We start from the raw sequence: 17,963 nt of genomic DNA, 5'->3' as shown, positions 1-17,963 counted from the left end.
CAGGCATACCCTCAGAACTCCGCCGAGAGACGCAGGCCATAAGTGCGCGGCGCGGTGTAGCGCGCCACCGCGAAGCCGATCGGCGAGGATTGCGGCGTGGCGATCCGGCGCTTGTTCTCGATATTCTGGATGAAGGCGCCGATCGACAGGCCGCCATCGGACAGGCGCACCGCCAGGTTGGCGTCGGTCAGCCAGTACGAGCGGATCTTCTCGAAATCGAGGTATTCGAACGCGCCGTACTGCGATGAACGCCACGAGGTATTCACCCCGCCCACCAGTTCGTACTTGTCGCTGAGCGGCACGATCTGCTCCACGCCCAGATTCACCGTCCACTTCGGCGAATAGAGCAGCGGGCGGCCCGAACAGTCGAACGCCAGAATCGGGGTGACGCCGTCGCTGAGGTAGCTGCCGGTCTGGCTGGACGGGCAGTTGATGTTGTTGCGCGGCGACGCGGTGGTGAGCGTCAGCTCCTTGTACTTGGTATCGAGGTACTGGACCTTGGCCGACAGCGTGGTGTTGTGCATCGGCTTGGCCATGAAATCGACATCGAAGCCCTTGATGTCCGCCTTGCCCGCATTGTCGATCGTGTTGATCAGCACCGAGTCCGGAGAGACGGTGAAGTAGTTGATCTGCTGATCCTTGTACTTCCAGTAGAATGCCTCGACGTTGAGCTGGATCTTGTTGTTCCAGAAGCGGTTCTTCGACCCGATCGTGTAGGCGGTGATGAATTCCGGCTTGTAGCTGGGGTTGCCTTCGGAAAGCTGGAAGCCACCGGCGCGGTAGCCGCTTTCGGCCGTGGCATAGAGCAGCGAATCCGGCGCGACATCGTATTCGGCGCCAACCTTCCAGGTGGCGCGGCTGAAATTGCCCGATTCGACCACCGGATAATAGGTCTTCTGGATGATCCCCACGCCGTTGGTCAGGTTGTAGAACTGGGCATTGGGCTCGTCAGTGCTGCTGGCATCGATGAAGCCGTTCGAAATCAGCCAGTTCACCGTATCGCCGGTGGATGTGAAGTTGGGGAAGTGCGGCAGCGCGCCGGGGGCGGCGCAGCCCGCCGCGAACGAGGCGGGCGGCGTCGTCGGCGGCAGGCCGCCGCAGTAGACGATGAAGTTGTTGATGATGCCGTCGATCGACTTGTGGTCATGCGTGTAGCGCAGGCCGCCGATCAGGCGGAACTGGTCGGTCAGGTGCGCGGTCAGCTGGCCGAAGGCGGCCCAGGATTCGGTCTTGTGAGTATAGTGCTGAATCGGCAGCACGAATTCCTGATTGTATTCGCCGGTGTTCTCGATCTTCTCGTTGAAATAGAAGCCGCCCACCACGTAATCGAACATGCTGACCTTGCCGGCCAGGCGGGTTTCCAGGCTGGCCTGGCGATCATGCTCATCGGTGAAGGCAGTGTTGAACGCCGGGCCGTAGAAATAGCTGGTCGCATCCGCCTTGCGATAGGCGGGCAGCACCGTCAGCGTGCCGATGCCGGTGTCCAGCGTGACTTCCGCATTGACGCCCCAATAGGTGTTGTCGGTCCGCTGCTGCTGGTTCATCGCGTTCAGGAAGCCGAAGCCCGGCGCGCCCAGCGAGGTCTGGCGGAAGGCATTGGCGGCGTCCGTATTGAAGCCTTCCGACTTGCCCAGGCCCGATTCAGTGAAAGTGAAGCCCGTGGGCCCCGGCGTGAACGACCCGATGTAGCTGCCGCCCGCGCCGACGCCGCCGACGTGGGTGTAGTCGCCGCCCACGCGCACGCTCAGCGTGTCCGTCGGTTCCCACAGCACTTGCGCGCGCAGGCCGGCGCGGTCGAGATCGTCGCTGTCGTCCTTGTTGTAGCCATCGTGGTACTGGCGGGTGCCGGCCACGCGCAGCGCGGCCTTGTCGCCGATGGCAAGGTTGGCGAAGCCTTCGACGTTCACCGCGTCATAATTGCCGACCGAAAGCGTGAAGCCGCCCCGATTCTGGCCCAGCTCCGGCCGGTTGGGGATGATATTGACCGCGCCGCCCGTGGCGTTGCGGCCGTAGAGAATGCCTTGCGGGCCCTTCAGCACTTCGACGCGGGCCAGATCGTAGAAGGCGGCGCCGAACGCGCCCGCCGCGCGGCCCAGCACCACGCCGTCGTAGCTGGGCGTCACGGCCGGGTCGTTGTAGCTGGAATTGGTGACGTTGCCGACGCCGCGCAGGAAGATCGAGGTGTTGGAACCGCCCCCGTTCGTGACGGTCAGCGCCGGAACCACCTTGTTCAGCGCATCGGCCTGGTTGACGCCCTGCTGGATCAATCGGTCGGAGCCTACCGCATCGATGGCGATACCGGCGCGCTGCGCGGATTCGGAGCGGCGCTGCGCGGTCACGATGATGTCGCCGATGCCGCTATTGTCCGAACTGGTCTGCGGGGCCTGCGAATTGTCCTGCGCATAGGCCGGTGCGGCGCCGGCCGCTGCCAGTACTATGGCCGGAATGCAGGCGGATTCCAGAAGCCCTTTGCGCACGATATTCCTCCCAAATGTGCTGTGTTCTTGCCTCTGGGCTACTCAAGCCGGTGCCCCGCGTCACACCGATTGTATCGATAGGCACACATCCACAGTTCGGATTTGTCTGCCGCCGCCGCGTCGTTAGTCCTTCGTCACATGACACGGGAGAGCATCAGCAGCATCGCCACGGCACTTGTCGTGGGCGGAGGGATCGGCGGCATGGCGACGGCCATCAGCCTTGCGGAACGCGGCGTCAGGGTGGACCTGATCGACCTCGATCCGGAATGGCGGGTCTACGGCGCCGGCATAACCATCACCGGGCCGACCTTGCGCGCCTATCGGCGGCTGGGCCTGCTCGACGAAATCAAGCAGGCGGGCGCGATCACGAACAAGACGCGGCTCTATCGTTATGACGGCACGCTGATGCATGTGCTGGACGAGCCGGTGATCGAGGAAGGCCTGCCCGCCACCGGCGGAATCATGCGCCCGGTGCTGCACAAGATCATGCAGACGCGGGTGAAGGCGCTGGAGATTCCGGTGCGCCTTGGCCTCACCGTCACCGCGCTGGATGGCGATGCGGACGGCGTGGACGCCACTTTCTCCGACGGTTCGACCGGCCGCTACGATCTGGTGGTGGGCGCGGACAGCGTATTTTCCAGCGTCCGCGAACTCGCCTTCCCGCACATGGGCCCCGCGCAGCCGACCGGACAGGGCTGCTGGCGCATCTCCATCCGCAAGCCGCCCGGCCTGACCGAGAGCGAATTCTTCCTGGGCCTGGACACGCCCTGCGGGATCACCGCATGCGCGCCGGACAACGTCTACATGTGGATGCTGACCCGCCATGAGGAGCGCGAGAGCTTCATGGACGAGGAGGAACTCTACACCACATTGAAGGGCCTGCTCGCGCCGTTCGGCGGCAATGCCGGCTGGATTCGCGACAACATGACGCGCGAGGACTGGATCAACTATCGCCCGCTTGCCGCCGCGCTCCAGCCGCGTCCATGGTCGAACGGGCGCGTCGTACTGGTGGGCGACGCGGTTCATGCGACGACGCCGCACCTCGCCTCCGGCGCGGGGATGGCGGTGGAAAGCGCGATCGTGCTGGCGGAGGAGCTGGCCAAGGCCGATACCGTCGACGCAGCGCTGGCCGCTTACGAGGATCGCCGCTTCGACCGCTGCCGCGACGTCATCGAAAGCAGCATCGGCATCGGCCGCCTTCAGATGGAGCATCGCCCGCCCGAAGAACACGCCGCGCTGCTGGAAGGCGCGCTCGCCCGCCTGAACGAACCGTTCTGATGGCGCCGGGATGAGGCGGGCAAATCCCGCCTCGTCCCACGCGATCAGGCCTGCGCGGTCGCTTCCACCGCACTCATTGCCAGCTCCAGCGAGCGGACTTGGGCATCGGGATCGAAGATTGCGCCAGACACAATCAGCTCGTCCGCCTGGGTGCGCTGCTGGAAGGCGAGAATCTCGTCCCGCACGCGCGCCGGGGTGCCGATCGCGCTGACCGAGCGGACTTCCTCCAGCATCGCCCGCGCCGCGCCGGGCAGAGAGTCGCGATAATCGCGGATCGGCGGCGGCAGGCGGCCGGGCGTACCGGTGCGCAGGGCGACGAAGCTCTGGTCGATCGAGGAGCCGAGATAGCGTGCCTCCTCGTCCGTATCGGCGGTCACCACGTTGATCGCCGCCATGAAATGCGGCTTGTCGAGGAACTTTCCAGGCTGGAAGCGCTCGCGATAGATCTGCGCCGCCTGATTCAGCATGGCCGGCGCGAAGTGCGAGGCGAAGGCATAGGGCATGCCCAAGGTCGCGGCGAGGTGCGCGCCGAACAGGCTGGAGCCCAGGACCCACATTTCCACATCCGCGCCTTCGGCCTGCGGCGCGGAAACCCCGCCCACTGCATGGCCGGCAAAGCGCGCCTGCAATTCGACCACGTCCTGCGGGAAATGCTCGGCCGCGCCGACGATGTCCTTGCGCAGCGCATTGGCCAGCCGCCCGTCGGCACCCGCCGCCCGGCCCAGGCCAAGGTCCACGCGGCCGGGAAACAGCGCGGCCAGCGTGCCGAACTGCTCCGCGATCACGTAAGGGTTATGGTTGGGCAGCATGATGCCGCCCGCGCCGATGCGAATGGTGGAAGTGGCCGCGCCGATATGGGCCAGCACGACCGAAGTGGCCCCGCCCGCGATCCCATCCATGCCGTGGTGTTCGGCCACCCAGAAGCGTTTGTAACCGGCCTTTTCGGCGGCCTGCGCGGTGCGGGCGGTGATCGCCAGCGCTTCGGAAACGGTGCCGCCCTGACGGACGGGGACGAGATCGAGAACGGAGAGTGGGAACATCATTTTGCCTTCGTGGGGGGAACTTTCGCGGCGGGTCCGGCGGACCCGAGCTGGGCGATATAGCCCTTGGCGGTGGCAGCCTGCGGACTGTCCGGACTGGTGGCCAGCACCGAATTCCAGCTGCGCCGTGCCGCCTCGTCACGGCCCGAAAGCACGGCGATCACGCCCGCCTCCAGCCCGACGTCGGGATCCTGCGGTGCCAGCTCGGCGGCCTTTTCGATCTGGGTCTGCGCCTCTGCCAGCTTGTTCTGGCGGCGCGAGAGCGTGGCCGAAAGCAGCCAGGCCTGCGGATTGGCAGCATCGGCGGTGCGTGCCTCGCTCAGGGCCATCGCCGCCTCGTCCGTCTGGCCCAGCGAGACCAGCGCGCGCGCACGGTCCAGCGCGATCGAACCGAGCAGGGCATTGTCTTCCGCCTGCCTGGCATCGGCGGCGGCGGGGGCGAGGATCGACAGCGCCTCACCCGCCTTGCCGCCCGCCAGCGCGGCATTGCCGGCCATCGCGCCAAGCCGCGCGCGGCTGGGGTGATCCTCGCCATCGGCGGCATCGCGGGCCTGCAGGAAGGCGGTCCGCGCCTCGTCCCAGCGGTCCAGCTCCGACAGCGCCACGCCCAGGCACAGCCCGGCGCGCACGCGGGCGCGGCCCTGCGCCTCGCCCATCGCCTTGCGGGCGATATCGGCCGAGCGTTCGGGATCGGATTCGACTGCCAGCATGCAACCGGTGTTCGATTGCGGAATGGCCGGCCCGGCCGCCTCTGCCGCCTGCTCGGCCCGGCGCTTGCGCTCCTCATCCGCCTTCTTCTCGACGATTTCGCGCGGCAGGGCAGAAACATAGGGGCTGCTGATGCCGGCCGGATCGAGGTTGGCTTGCATCAGCATCAGGGAAAGGAGGACGGGCATGTGGGGAGGGTCTCCGGGTCAGGCCGCCGGCGCGCGGGAGAGGACCAGTTCGGCCACGCTGCGCAGCAGCAGGTGGATGTCGGACTCGCGCGAAAGGCGGTGATCGCCGTCCTTGATCAGAGTCACCTGCACCTCGGATGAACGCAGTTTCTCTGCCAGTCGCACGGAGATTTCCCATGGCACATCGTCGTCGCGCTGGCCGTGCAGCAGGCGCACCGGACCGTCGAAGGCGATTTCCTTTTCCAGCATGAGGTTGGCCTGACCGTCTGCCCAGAAACCGGGGTGGGTGGGGGTGGGTTCGGGGCCGTAGGGATTGTCTTCCCAGATCGTTTCGCCATCGGCCAGGACGTTCTTGTCCATCTGGGCGATGCCCCATTCGGTGAAGTCCGGCGCGGCGGCCACGCCCACCATGCCTTTCACGCGGTCGCCCAAGGTGCTCGCCACCATCAGCATCAGCCAGCCGCCCATCGACGATCCGACCAGCACCACGTCGCGCAAGTTCGCCGCCTCCACCAGCGCCACCACTTCGTCGCGCCAGCGGCTGAGCGTGCCATCGGCAAAGTCGCCCGGGCTTTCGCCGCAGCCCGAATAGTCCAGCAGCATGCAGGCGCGGCCGCTGGCCACGGCCATGTCGAACAACGCGGTGGCCTTGCTGCCCATCATGTCGGACATGTAGCCGGGCAGGAAGACGATGGTGGGGCCGACGCCGGGGGTGAAGCGATGGGCGATGCGGCGCCCGTCGGGCATTTCGTGGAAACGGATTTCGGTCATGCGCGCGATTGTGGGGGCGCGGCGGGGGCACGGCAAGGGGTGGGGCTGGAAAGATGGGAGAATTGGCGGTTCGGCCGACAGGCTTTTTCGTCTCCCAATTGCTGGCTCGATCAAGCTTTTGGCCGGATAGCTTGGCCGGAACCTCACGCAAAAGTACCTCGTCGCCCCCGCGCAGGCGGGGGGCCCGCTTTCCTTCGAATTCAAGCGGACATCTCGCGCCGGGACCGCCAACCCCAGGGCTTTAGGAACAAACGGGGTCCCCGCCTGCGCGGGGACGCCGCGGTTTTAGATGGGAAGGTCATTCCAATCCGTTGTGACGTGGCTTCCGCCCGCCTCCCCAATTCCCACCCCCAACGGTTGCCCCGCATGCGGTTAACCGCGTAAGGCTATGTTAAAGCGCCCGCTTCAGGATCCCGTCGCTCTATGTCCGCGCAGATTCTCGATTTTCCGACCCGCCCCAGCCGGCTGGCCCTGCGGCTGGAATGGTTCGCCACCGAACGGTCGGTGCTGCTGGCCATCTGGGCGCTCTATTTCGCGCTGCGCGTGGCCGTGCTGTTCATCGACGTGACGCCCGGTTCCGATGCCGAATGGTATTACGTGCGCGCGGCGAGCATTGCCGCCGGCAAGGGTTATCTGGACGGCGCGGGCGCGCCCACCGCGCTCTCGCCGCCGGGCTGGCCGATCGCACTGGGTTTCGCCTTCGCGCAATTCGGCACCTCGCCCGTGACGCTGGGCATCTTCAACCTGATCTCCTCGCTGCTGATCGGGCTGCTGACGCTGATGCTGGGCCGCCGGCTGTTCGGCAGCGAGGGCGCCGCGCGGCTGGGGCTGCTGCTGCTGGCGGTCTATCCCAATGCCATCGGCTACGTGCCGCTGGCGCTGACCGCAGTGTTCTACACCATGCTGCTGATGGCCGGCTGCTGGGCCGTGGTCGCACGTGAGAATCGCTGGCAGATGGTCGGCGCCGGCCTGATCTTCGGCTTTGCGTCGCTAGTGAAGGCGCAGACATTGTTGGTGCTGCCGTTGCTGTTCGCGATCGACTGGTTGCGGATGAAGCCGATGGGGAAACGCCTGCCCCGGCTGTTGGTAGACGGGCTGGTGGTCGTAGCCGTGGCCATGCTGGTCGTGCTGCCATGGTCGGTGCGCAACCGGGTGGAGCTGGGCCACTGGATTCCCGTTTCCGCCATCGGTGACTCTTCACCCGGCGTGCCCGCAGCCGACGCACCGATGGCGCGCAACGATCTGGGCACGGGATGGATCGCCGCCCATCCGGACAAGCTCCTGACCCTTGCCCCGACGAAGCTCATGGGACTGTGGCTGCCCGAGGGCGAGGCAGAGCAGGCCTATCAAGCCGGCGCCCCCAGCTATGCGCGCTTCGAGGGCCTCTACCGCGCAGTGCACTGGGGTAACCAGATCTACTACGGCCTGCTGATGGCCGCCTTTGCGCTGGCCTTCGTGGTCATGACCGTGCGGCGCCTGCATGACCGGATCCGCTGGGCGGGCTGGTGGCTGCTGCCCTATGGCCTTGCGCTCTATGCGACCGCGATCTGCCTGGTCTTCTCCGGCCAGTCGCGGCTCCACTACCCGTTCATGCCCTTCATCTGCATGGCGGCGGGCTGGGTGGCGGTGGTGACGCTGGAGCGGCTGGCCTGGCGCCGTCGCCGGGTGACGCTGCACTAGAGCAGTTTCCGAGTCATCAGGTGATCCCACCTGATTAGAAAACGCTCCAGGCCGCATCAGTCCTTCTGGAAAATCTCCTCGATCGCCTTTTCGAACACTTCGGCAATACGGAATGCCAGCGGCAGCGAGGGATCGTAGCGCCCCGTTTCGATGGCGTTGACGCTCTGGCGGCTGACCTCCAGCCGCTCGGCCAGGTCCTGCTGGCTCCAGCCGCGTTCGGCGCGCAGGACCTTGAGGCGGTTCTTCATCGCTTGCCCGTCCCCATCCACAGCTGGCCGATCCCCATGCCGATCGCCCAGACCGGCACCGCCGCCCAGCCGGGCACGTGCGGCACCAGTTGGAAGGTCTCCAGAAAGCCCCAGAGCGAGCCAAGCGCCAGCACCGCACCCAGCCCCCACAGCATGGCGTTGACGGCGCGATGGCGCAGGTATTCGTCGGTCTCCTCAACGATGTAGCGCGCCACCGCGGCGATCATCCCGAAGACCGGCAGCACGACCGCCAGCGCGAGCAGGACAATCACCATCGTACCGGGACGGAAATGCTGCCAGCACCACAGCGTCACCGGCAACAGGATCATGTAGGCGGCCGAACTCACGCCCATCCGCATGGTATAGCGCCGCCCTGCCGGGCTGCCGCAGCCCTTCTCGCGCGCCAACCGATTGGCGGAGCGCATCATCGGCACGATCATCGCCGGGCCGACGACCAGCATCAGGGCCAGGCTGGCAAGGGCATCGATCAGGCCCACGATGCGAAGCGCCGCGATCACGCCCATGGCGACGAACATTGCCAATCCCCAGAAGACCGGGCCGGCGGTGAAGCTGCGGCGCATGGCCGGTTCGATGTTCACGATCATTCCCCCCGATTGCGGAAGCGTTGGACAAGGCCCCAGGTGCTTTGCGTCACCACCCAGACCACCGGGATCCAGTAATTGGCGATCGGCTTCATGCCGCCCAGTTCGCTGAGAAAACCCCAGACCACCGCGCAGCTCATCGCCGCGGTCGTCGCCACAAGAATCTGGCGCATGACCATCAGGCGCACATATTCGTCGCTCTCATCGGACAGGTAGCGCGCGAAATTGAGGAACAGCGCGATCAGCGGCAGTGCCGGCACCAGCGAGAGCAGCGCTATCCACGGCTGGTGAAGCGGATAGGCATCGGCATGCGCGCGCACCCAGACGATCGGCGGCAGCACCAGTGCATAGACGCCCAGCGCGATCAGCGTGCGCCGGTTGTGGACGCGCTGGGCGGGCGTGAAGCTGGCCGAATGCGGCGGTGCGGGCCTTGTCATGAAACGACTCCGTTCGAATCGCCATCTGCGCGATGACAAGCACGCTTTACTTCGATCATCTAGTAATGACAAGTTTGCTTTACAAAAAGACGCGCTCACTTTCCAAACGTGCGGCGCCGGTGCGGGGTGACATTTGCCGCCGGGATCGCTACATGCACGGGCGATGACGCAGCTGCGCACCACGACCACCACCACTACTACCACCCGGCGCTCCCGGGGACGGTGGGTCGCGGCCTGAACAGGCAGCCACCGTCGCCCGGATTTCGGGTGAGCGGCGTCCTCTCCCGAAATTAGAGCCATTTCAGCCGACGCCGCACCTTCACCCGGAGGCGCGCCTGTGCCATGGCCCGCCAAAGCTTTTCCGCCCACATGCCCTGGTATGGCATGGGGCAAACGAGAGATGAGTTCGTCCATGTCCGAGATGTTCAAGATCAGCCTGCCCGACGGTTCGGTCCGTGAGATGCCCGAAGGCTCCACGCCCGCCGACGTCGCCGCCGCCATCGGCCCCGGCCTTGCCAAGGCCGCGCTTGCCGCGAAGATCGATGGCGAGCTGGTCGACCTGACCCGCCCCTTCACGGGCGACGCGAATCTCGCACTCGTCACCAGTCGTGATGAGGAAGAGGCACTGGACCTGGCCCGGCATGACTTCGCGCACGTTCTGGCTGAAGCGGTGCAGGCGCTGTTCCCCGGCACGCAGATCACCTTCGGCCCCTCGACGGACGACGGCTTCTACTACGACTTCGCCCCCAATCCGGAGCGCGGACCGTTCACCGACGACGACCTGCCGGCGATCGAAGCGGAGATGCGCAAGATCATCGCCGCCGACAAGCCGCTGCGCCGCGAAGTGTGGGACCGCGAACAGCTGATCAGCCGCTGGAAGCAGCAGGGTGAAAACTTCAAGGCCGAATGGGCCGCCGAACTTCCGGGCGATGAGCCGCTGACGGTCTACTGGTCGGGCGAAGACTGGCTGGACATGTGCCGTGGCCCCCACCTGCCCTCCACCGGCAAGCTGGACCCCGCTGCCTTCAAGCTGACGCGCGTTTCGGGCGCCTACTGGCGCGGCGACCAGAAGAACGCGATGCTCTCGCGCATCTACGGCACCGGCTGGCTGAACAAGAAGCAGCTTGCCGCCCACCTCACGCGTCTTGAGGAAGCCGCCAAGCGCGACCACCGCAAGCTGGGCAACGAGATGGACCTGTTCCACCTCCAGGCCGAAGCGCACGGTTCGGTGTTCTGGCATCCCAAGGGCTACGTGATCTATCGCGCCCTTGAAGATTACATGCGCCGCGCGATCAGCCAGGCGGACTGCAAGGAAGTGAAGACGCCGCAGGTCATGGACGCGCGGCAGTGGGAAGCTTCTGGCCACTGGGGCAAGTACCGCGAGAACATGTTCGTCATCCCCGACGAGGTGCCCAACACCGAGGACGACGGCCCGATCATCTCCAACGACGCGCAGTGGATGGCCTTGAAGCCGATGAACTGCCCGGCGCACGTGCTGATCTTCAAGCAGGGCATCAAGTCCTACCGCGACCTGCCGCTGCGCATCGTCGAAAACGGCTGCTGCCACCGCAACGAGCCGCACGGCGCGCTGCACGGGCTGATGCGCGTGCGCCAGTTCACGCAGGACGACGGTCACATCTTCTGCCGCGAAGACCAGATCGTGGGCGAAGTCCAGGCGTTCTGCGAAATGGCGGACCGGGTCTACAAGGACTTCGGCTTCACCTATTCGATCAAGCTGGCGCTGCGCCCCGACAACCGCATCGGCACCGACGAACAGTGGGACAAGGCCGAGGCTGAACTGCGCGACGCCGTGGTGCGTGCAGGCCTGGCCACCGAGGAATACGGCTGGGAAGAACTGCCGGGCGAAGGCGCGTTCTATGCGCCCAAGCTGGAATGGCACCTGACCGACGCGATCGGCCGTACCTGGCAGGTCGGCACGATCCAGTCCGACCGCATGCTGCCCGAGCGTCTCGACGCCAGCTACATCGGCGAAGATGGCGCGCGCCATCGCCCGGTCATGCTGCACCGCGCGATCTTCGGTTCGTACGAGCGCTTCATCGGCATCCTGATCGAACACTTCGCCGGCAAGCTGCCGGTCTGGCTTGCCCCGGTTCAGGCCGTGGTCGCCACGATCGTCTCCGACGCCGACGACTATGCGCAGGAAGTGACGCGTAAGCTCAAGGCCGCGGGCGTGCGCGTCGAGACCGACGTGCGCAACGAGAAGATCAACTACAAGGTGCGCGAACACTCGCTGAAGAAGGTTCCGCACCTGCTGGTGGTCGGCAAGCGCGAGGCGGAGGAACAGACCGTCGCCCTGCGTACGCTGGGCGCCGAGCACCAGAAGGTCATGACCCTCGACGAGGCGATCGCCCTGCTCAAGACCGAAGCGACCGCACCCGATCTTCTCGGGAACGAGCCGTCATGATCAAGCGCGAGCTGATCGACACCGCGTGGATTCCCGATGGGGAGAAGCTTGAGCTGTTCAAGCACGATCAGGATTACATGATCGTGCTGGGCCACAACGAGCTGATGTCCACGCGCAAGTGGGGCAGCGAGGAAGCCCTTGCCACCATGGCCTGGGATCGCATCAAGGGCATTACCAAGCGCCCGCACATGCTGATCGGCGGCTACGGCATGGGCTTCACCCTGCGCGCGGCGCTGCGTACTCTGCCCGAGGATTCGAAGCTCACCGTCGTCGAACTCGTGCCCGAGATCATCGAGTGGGCGCGCGGACCGATGGCCGAAGTGGCGCAGGGCTGCCTGGACAATCCGCGCGTGAATCTGGTGATGGGCGATGTCGCCCATGTGATCGACGGATCGCGTGCGGCTTACGACGCCATCCTGCTCGACGTGGACAATGGCCCTGACGGCCTCGTTCGCGAAGACAACAACCAGATCTACTCGAAAACCGGCCTGCGTGCGGCCCGCAATGCGCTGACGCCCGACGGGGTGCTGGCAATCTGGTCCGCCGGGGCCGATCCCGCCTTCACCCGCCGCCTGGAACGCGCCGGGTTCAAGGTGGATGAAGTGAAGGTCTCCTCGCGCAGCAACGGCAAGGGACCCAAGCACGTGATCTGGTTCGCTACGCCGGAGTGAATCTGGGGGCTGCAAAGCTGCGCACGTTCCCCCCTCACCTCTCGCCAAAAATCTGCGTCGCCCCCGCGAAGGCGGGGGCCCCGCTTCCTTGCGCCAGTGCGCGAGTGTTGAAGAACAAGCGGGATCCCCGCCTTCGCGGGGATGACGAGGTTTGTAGATGCAGCGGTTAAGCGCGACTGGTGGCCGCCAGCTAAAGCGCGAGCTTGGCCGGCCAAGGCCCGTTCACAGCAAAATCAAGGCAGCAGCTTGCGATCGTCGCGAGCAGCCAGGCGCCGCGCCTTGGCACGGCCTGCCGCCGCCACCAAGACGCTGGTGCTGAGCAGGATGCCGGAAACCAGCACTCCCACCGCGATCAGGCCGGTCGGGCTGAAATCGGTGCGCGCGTCGAGCTTGACCCAATTGCCCAGTTGCACGCTGGCATTGGCGGTCTGGCGATCCTTGGAGAGACGCTTGAACGATCGCATGAACCGATGATTCCCTTCGCTGAAACGCCGCCAGCCTTAGCACGGCGGCGCAAAGGCGGTCAGTCCTCGCCCGCCAGACGATCGAGCCAGGCCTGCGCCTGCTTCGGCTCCCCCACCGCGTGGGACTGCACCGGCCCGCGCGCGGCCAGGAATTCGCGGTGGAGCGCGAAAGGCTCCATGTCCAGCTGATCGCGCAGATCGTCGATCTCTTCGGCCATCTCGGTAAGCGCACTGAGCGTCGGCGCCGCCTTGGCCTTGTGCTGCTTGTCCTGCGTGTGCCCGAACAGGCCCCACTGCCCGGCAGCCGTGGCCTTCAAGGCCTCCACCAGCGCGGCGCGATAATCGGTTTCAAGGTCGGCACGGCGATTGTCCATGCGTTCGAGGCGGTCTGCTCTGGCCATGGTTCGCTCCTAGCCTTCCGTCGCCGCCCGTCAATGCATCACCACAGCACACCGTGCGGATCGGGCGTGATCGGCGTGGGGGCCGGTTCGCCGATGGACTGGAGCAGGTCGATCTCGATCGTGCGGCACATGGCGTTCAGCGGCAAATCGTGAACGGTATTGGCAAAAGGATCCACCAGATCGTCGCCGATGGCCAGCACCGCCAGGAACATGAGGCCGGCCAGCGTGGAGCCCAGCGGCGTGGCGAAGCCCAGCGTCTGCACCAGCGCGATCGGCAGCAGCACGCAGAAGATGTGCGTGAACAACGTCGGGAAATAGCGGTACTGGTTGGGGAGCGGCGTGTTCTTCAGACGCTCCATGCCGCCCTGCGCATTGGCGATGTCGACCAGGATGCGCTCCATCTGCACTTGCTGGATGGTGTCGATCCAGCCCTTCTGCCGCGCCTCGTCGATGCGGCGGCCGGTCTCGTCCAGAATGCCATTGGCGACATTGGCGCGATCCAGCGATTCGTCCGCATCCCCGCGAGAGAGCATGCGCAGCACTTCCTCATCCGGCTTGATGCGGCGAAGCTGGCAGCGCAGCGCGTTTACGTAGGCGATCTGGCGCAAGACGATCCGGCGCTTCAGCACGGTCGCCTCCGGATCGGGCATGAAATTGCGCGCCGCACGCGACAGGTTGCGGCTGGCGTTGATCATCAGCCCCCACAGCCCGCGCCCTTCCCACCAGCGCTGGTATGCCGAATTGCTGCGGAAGCCGAGGAACAGCGCCAGGGCGGAGCCGAACAGCGTGATCGGCAGCTCCGGCGCGCGGAAAGGCAGAAGGAACCACACCACCGTCACGATCACGTCCCACACGAACAGGATCGCCAGCGGCTTCCATATCTCGCGGACGAGTTGAACGGGGTGGAGCTTGGGCGTGACGATCATCGTGCGGCGGACGCCTCCGGGGTCTGGCCCGGGTGGCCGGTCGCAGCGTGATGCATCGAGACCGAGGTGCCCGTGGCGGGCTTCAAGGAAAACCATTCCGCCCGATCAATGGCAACCAGGAATCCCAGCACGCCAAGCCCGAAAAGGAACAGCAGGAGGTTGGATCGCAAGGCTTGTCGCAGTCGTTCGCGATCGGCTTCGGTGGGGTGGCGCATGGGGAAATCTCCAATGAGGGATGGTTTCCCTCAAACTGGGCCTTCCGGATTACAGGCGCATCGTCGCTCTGTGACATAGCATTGCTGCAACGCAGCATTACACTTACGCAGTGCAACAAACACGACGAGCCGCGCTGAGCGGCCGTTCAAAACATGGGAAAATCTGCGTGTGATTCGATCGAAAGGGCGCGAATCAGAAGGGCAGCGCCGCTTTCGCAAGGATCAGCGCCAGGGCGCAGCCGCTTACCACCAACGTGCGCAGCCATTCGGTCTGCGCGGCGGAAGGGGCGCTTTGCGCAAGGGCGATCACACGGGCCATGGATCGACCTTGCGCAGAACCGGGTTGAGGCTTCGTTAAGATGCGTAGCTTTAGCGCGACGGCATCTGCTGGCTGGAACAGTGGAAAGAGCCGCCGCCCGCCAGCACCGCATCGGCCATGACGCCAACGGTATCGCGATCCGGGAACAGTTCGGCGATGGCGGCAATGCCGTCCGCATCGTGCTCGGTGCCATAGATCGGCACGACCACCAGCTTGGAGGTGATCGCGAAGTTCATGTAGCTGGCCGGCTCGATGCGGCCATCGCTCTCCACCCGGCCCGGTGAGGGCACTTCGCGCACGATGACACCCATTGCCTCGGCCCGGGCCTTGGCATCGGCATAGATCGCGGCGTTGGGATCGTTCGGCCCGGTCGCGCGCGGCAGGGCCAGCACGTTGGGCGCCACGAAGCGGGCCAGGTTGTCCACGTGGCCATCGGTGTGGTCGTTGATCAGGCCATCGCCCAGCCACAGCACGCGGTCGTAGCCCAGATCGCGCTTCAGGCGCATTTCCAGATCGCCGCGCGTAAGGTGCGGGTTGCGGTTGGGGTTGAGCAGGCACTGTTCGGTGGTGGCGACCAACCCGGTGCCGTCACCGTCCAGCGCGCCGCCTTCCAGGATCCAGTCCGAGGTTTCCACCTCAAGCCCGGCATCGCGCGCCAGTTCGGCGCCGATTTCCTGATCGCCGTCCATCAGGTACTTGCCGCCCCAGCCGTTGAAGCCGAAGCGCATGGCCTTGAGCGCGCCGGAACCCCCAACGCCGCTATCCACGCAGACCAACGGCCCGGTATCGCGCAGCCAGACGTCGCCATAGCGGCGCACTTCCAGCTTTACCTTGGAGGAGACGAGCGAGGCCGCGCGCGCACGGTTGGCCTCGTCCCGCACGATCAGGCGCACTTCCTGCCCCGATTCGGCCACGGCCGAGGCGAACTCGGCCATCTGCACTTGCGCGGCTTCCAGAAAGCCCGGCCATTCCACCGGGTCATGCGGGAAGCCGATCCAGATCCAGTCCTGCGGATGCCATTCGGGGGGAAGGGCGAAAGTCACTTGTGGCAGCCTCCTTGCGCCGCCGCGCAAGCCTTGTCGCGGATCGCGCGGAATTCGTCGGTTTCATGCCAGTTCGGCCAGAAGTCCGAATCGGCAAGCGTGCGGCCGAGCCGATAGTAGAGCCCCGCCGTCTGGGCAATGCCGTCCCAGTTCCAGCTTTCCGAGTACTCATCCTTGGGCCCGTGGTAGCGGTTGGAATTGTAATCCTCGCTGGCCGCGTCGCCCGCAGCCTTGCCGCCCTCAACCCAGTCGGTGCTGGCGGCCAGATCGAACATCGGCACGCCGCGCTTGGCCATCGAGAAGTGATCGGAACGGTAGTAGTAGCCGCGCTCGGTATGTTCCTCGGGCACTTCGGCCAGCCCCTCGTCCGCCAGCTCGTCGCGGAAGATCGAGGTGAGGTCGGACTTGTCGCCGCCCGTCATCGCGTAGGAACGCGTGCGGCTGCCGGGCAGCAGCGCGTCCATGTTGACGCCGCCGACGGTGTGGTCGAGCGGGTAGATCGGGTTGGCGGCATAGTATTCCGAACCGAGCAGGCCCGATTCCTCCAAGGTCACTGCCACGAAGACCTGGCTGCGCGCGGCCGGGCCAGCCTTGTTGTTGGCTTCGGCAATGGCTGCCAGCGCGGCGACGCCGGTGGCATTGTCCACCGCGCCGTTGCAGATGCCGTCGCCGGTCTTGTTCGGCGTGCAGTGGCCCAGGTGGTCCCAGTGCGCCGAATAGAGCACGTATTCATCCGGGCGCACCTTGCCCGGCAGCACGCCGACGACATTGTGCGAGGTGGAGCGACGGATCGCATTGTCGAAGCCCAGGTTGACCTTCAGGCCCAGCGGTACCGGCTTGAAGCCCTTGTTCTTGGCGGCGGCGGACAGCGTGGCAAGGTCCTTGCCCGAAGCCTTCAGGATCGCTTCGGCGACGGACTTCTGAATCCAGCCGTTGGCGGCGGTCTGGTCCATGTCGTCGTTCGGCGTCGCCACGCGGTACTGCGCGCCGGTCCAGCTGGAATTCACGACGTTCCAGCCGTAGGCGGCGGGGAAGGTGTCATGCACGATCAGCGCGGCCGTCGCGCCCTGGCGCGCGGCTTCCTCGAACTTGTAGGTCCAGCGGCCGTAATAGGTCATGCGGCGGCCCTTGAACGGGCCTTCCTCGGTGGCGGCGTCATAGTCGGCATCGTTGACGAGAATGACCGCGGTCTTCCCGTGCATGTCGATCCCGGCATAGTCGTTCCAGCCCAGTTCCGGCGCGTTGATGCCATAGCCGACGAAGACCAGTTCGCTGTCCTTCACCTGCGTCTTGGGCGTAACGCGGTAGCTGGCGGCCACGTAATCGTCGCCGAACTTGAACGAGAGCGGAGTCTTGCTGCCCGTCACCGTCAGCGCGGAATGGTTGCTGCCGGTGATCTCCACCGTCGGCACATCCTGCAGCCACTGGCCCTTGTTGCCCGGCTGGAGCCCGGCCTTCTTGAACGAGGCGATGATGGTGTCGAGCACCTTGGGCTCTGCACTGGTGCTGGGCGCGCGGCCTTCGAAATCGTCGGACGAGAGCGTCTTCACCAGCCCCTTCATCGTATCGACGGAAAGCTGCGGCGCCGGCTCCGCCGTCATCGGCGGGGGCGGCAGCGCGGTGCCCTTGGGCAGCTTGGGCGCAGCGATGGTTGCGGTGCCGACGCACAGGGCAGCAGTGGCAAGCAAGGAGGCAATGCGTTTCATCTTGTGGGCGATCCTGGCTGTCAGGCCCTGATTGCAGCGGGCCCGTTGTACTTTCGGATGACCCGCCTCGTGCCAGAGCCGGCCGGAGCGCACAAGGCGAAGTGGTGCGGATTGAGCGGCATGGATAGGGCAGTGCGGACAAGCACTCCGTTCACCCCAAACACTCCGTCATCCCCGCGAAGGCGGGGGTCCCGCTTTTCTTTCAACGTCGGCGCCAAGGAACAAGGAAGCGGGCCCCCCGCCTGCGCGGGGGCGACGAAGAGTTTTGATGAGACGGAGGCTCCACGAATAAGTTCACATGCTTTCCCTTCCGCCCCGCCTGTGCAGGGAGGACGGAATGTTTTGATAAAGCCGCCTCACCCGT

General features: G+C 65.7%; 18 protein-coding genes. 4 read left to right on the top strand and 14 right to left on the bottom strand.

What is annotated here, in order from left to right:
• Positions 1-11: 11 nt before the first annotated feature.
• Positions 12-2,477 carry a TonB-dependent receptor gene (locus tag WBP07_RS16290; protein WP_395392633.1) on the bottom strand — a complete coding sequence of 822 codons (2,466 nt, stop codon included), beginning with the start codon at positions 2,475-2,477 and terminating at the stop codon, positions 12-14.
• Between the two features lie 138 nt (positions 2,478-2,615).
• Between WBP07_RS16290 and WBP07_RS16285 the strand changes: the two genes are divergently transcribed.
• Positions 2,616-3,755, top strand: coding sequence for an FAD-dependent monooxygenase (locus WBP07_RS16285; RefSeq protein WP_395392631.1), 1,140 nt, complete (start codon positions 2,616-2,618; stop codon positions 3,753-3,755).
• 44 nt (positions 3,756-3,799) lie between these two features.
• Here the strand turns inward: WBP07_RS16285 and WBP07_RS16280 are convergent, their stop codons facing one another.
• The 3 genes from WBP07_RS16280 to WBP07_RS16270 are packed head-to-tail and all read right to left on the bottom strand — an operon-like array spanning position 3,800 to position 6,462.
• Complete coding sequence (locus WBP07_RS16280) at positions 3,800-4,795, bottom strand: LLM class flavin-dependent oxidoreductase (protein WP_395395817.1); 996 nt, start codon at positions 4,793-4,795, stop codon at positions 3,800-3,802.
• A complete protein-coding gene (locus tag WBP07_RS16275; protein WP_395392630.1) occupies positions 4,795-5,691 on the bottom strand; it encodes a tetratricopeptide repeat protein in 897 nt (298 codons plus the stop codon). Before WBP07_RS16275 ends, WBP07_RS16280 begins: the two co-directional genes overlap by 1 nt.
• An 18-nt stretch (positions 5,692-5,709) precedes the next feature.
• A complete protein-coding gene (locus tag WBP07_RS16270) occupies positions 5,710-6,462 on the bottom strand; it encodes an alpha/beta fold hydrolase (protein ID WP_395392629.1) in 753 nt (250 codons plus the stop codon).
• A gap of 423 nt (positions 6,463-6,885) precedes the next feature.
• Between WBP07_RS16270 and WBP07_RS16265 the strand changes: the two genes are divergently transcribed.
• Positions 6,886-8,142 carry a glycosyl transferase gene (locus tag WBP07_RS16265; RefSeq protein WP_395392628.1) on the top strand — a complete coding sequence of 419 codons (1,257 nt, stop codon included), beginning with the start codon at positions 6,886-6,888 and terminating at the stop codon, positions 8,140-8,142.
• A gap of 56 nt (positions 8,143-8,198) precedes the next feature.
• Here WBP07_RS16265 and WBP07_RS16260 read toward each other — a convergent pair whose 3' ends face one another.
• From WBP07_RS16260 to WBP07_RS16250, 3 genes are read right to left on the bottom strand one after another with little or no spacing between them, the layout of a single operon-like run.
• Positions 8,199-8,390 carry a helix-turn-helix transcriptional regulator gene (locus tag WBP07_RS16260; protein WP_395392627.1) on the bottom strand — a complete coding sequence of 64 codons (192 nt, stop codon included), beginning with the start codon at positions 8,388-8,390 and terminating at the stop codon, positions 8,199-8,201.
• On the bottom strand, positions 8,387-8,989 hold the full coding sequence (locus WBP07_RS16255) for a hypothetical protein (RefSeq protein WP_395392625.1): 603 nt from the start codon (positions 8,987-8,989) through the stop codon (positions 8,387-8,389). Before WBP07_RS16255 ends, WBP07_RS16260 begins: the two co-directional genes overlap by 4 nt.
• Positions 8,990-8,991: 2 nt before the next feature.
• Positions 8,992-9,429, bottom strand: a complete 438-nt coding sequence (locus tag WBP07_RS16250) for a hypothetical protein (protein WP_395392624.1) — start codon at positions 9,427-9,429, stop codon at positions 8,992-8,994.
• 412 nt (positions 9,430-9,841) lie between these two features.
• Between WBP07_RS16250 and thrS the strand changes: the two genes are divergently transcribed.
• Positions 9,842-11,854, top strand: a complete 2,013-nt coding sequence (thrS, locus tag WBP07_RS16245; RefSeq protein ID WP_395392623.1) for a threonine--tRNA ligase — start codon at positions 9,842-9,844, stop codon at positions 11,852-11,854.
• A complete protein-coding gene (locus WBP07_RS16240; protein ID WP_395392622.1) occupies positions 11,851-12,525 on the top strand; it encodes a spermidine synthase in 675 nt (224 codons plus the stop codon). Before thrS ends, WBP07_RS16240 begins: the two co-directional genes overlap by 4 nt.
• A gap of 233 nt (positions 12,526-12,758) precedes the next feature.
• On the opposite strand, the gene WBP07_RS16235 is transcribed toward WBP07_RS16240, so the two are convergent.
• The 7 genes from WBP07_RS16235 to WBP07_RS16205 form a co-directional block, all read right to left on the bottom strand.
• On the bottom strand, positions 12,759-12,989 hold the full coding sequence (locus WBP07_RS16235) for a hypothetical protein (protein ID WP_395392621.1): 231 nt from the start codon (positions 12,987-12,989) through the stop codon (positions 12,759-12,761).
• 59 nt (positions 12,990-13,048) lie between these two features.
• Positions 13,049-13,390 carry a hypothetical protein gene (locus WBP07_RS16230; protein WP_395392620.1) on the bottom strand — a complete coding sequence of 114 codons (342 nt, stop codon included), beginning with the start codon at positions 13,388-13,390 and terminating at the stop codon, positions 13,049-13,051.
• 38 nt (positions 13,391-13,428) lie between these two features.
• On the bottom strand, positions 13,429-14,316 hold the full coding sequence (locus tag WBP07_RS16225; RefSeq protein ID WP_395392618.1) for a bestrophin family protein: 888 nt from the start codon (positions 14,314-14,316) through the stop codon (positions 13,429-13,431).
• On the bottom strand, positions 14,313-14,531 hold the full coding sequence (locus WBP07_RS16220) for a hypothetical protein (RefSeq protein ID WP_395392617.1): 219 nt from the start codon (positions 14,529-14,531) through the stop codon (positions 14,313-14,315). Before WBP07_RS16220 ends, WBP07_RS16225 begins: the two co-directional genes overlap by 4 nt.
• A gap of 193 nt (positions 14,532-14,724) precedes the next feature.
• A complete protein-coding gene (locus WBP07_RS16215) occupies positions 14,725-14,850 on the bottom strand; it encodes a hypothetical protein (protein ID WP_395392616.1) in 126 nt (41 codons plus the stop codon).
• A 50-nt stretch (positions 14,851-14,900) separates the two neighbouring features.
• Positions 14,901-15,893, bottom strand: a complete 993-nt coding sequence (locus WBP07_RS16210; RefSeq protein WP_395392615.1) for an agmatine deiminase family protein — start codon at positions 15,891-15,893, stop codon at positions 14,901-14,903.
• On the bottom strand, positions 15,890-17,599 hold the full coding sequence (locus WBP07_RS16205; protein ID WP_395392614.1) for a M28 family metallopeptidase: 1,710 nt from the start codon (positions 17,597-17,599) through the stop codon (positions 15,890-15,892). Before WBP07_RS16205 ends, WBP07_RS16210 begins: the two co-directional genes overlap by 4 nt.
• Positions 17,600-17,963 lie beyond the last annotated feature (364 nt).

The organism is Novosphingobium oxfordense, assembly GCF_044029435.1.
Classification (GTDB): domain Bacteria; phylum Pseudomonadota; class Alphaproteobacteria; order Sphingomonadales; family Sphingomonadaceae; genus Novosphingobium.
The sequence above is the reverse complement of the archived record's forward strand: the minus strand, read 5'-3'. Positions and strand labels throughout refer to the sequence as shown.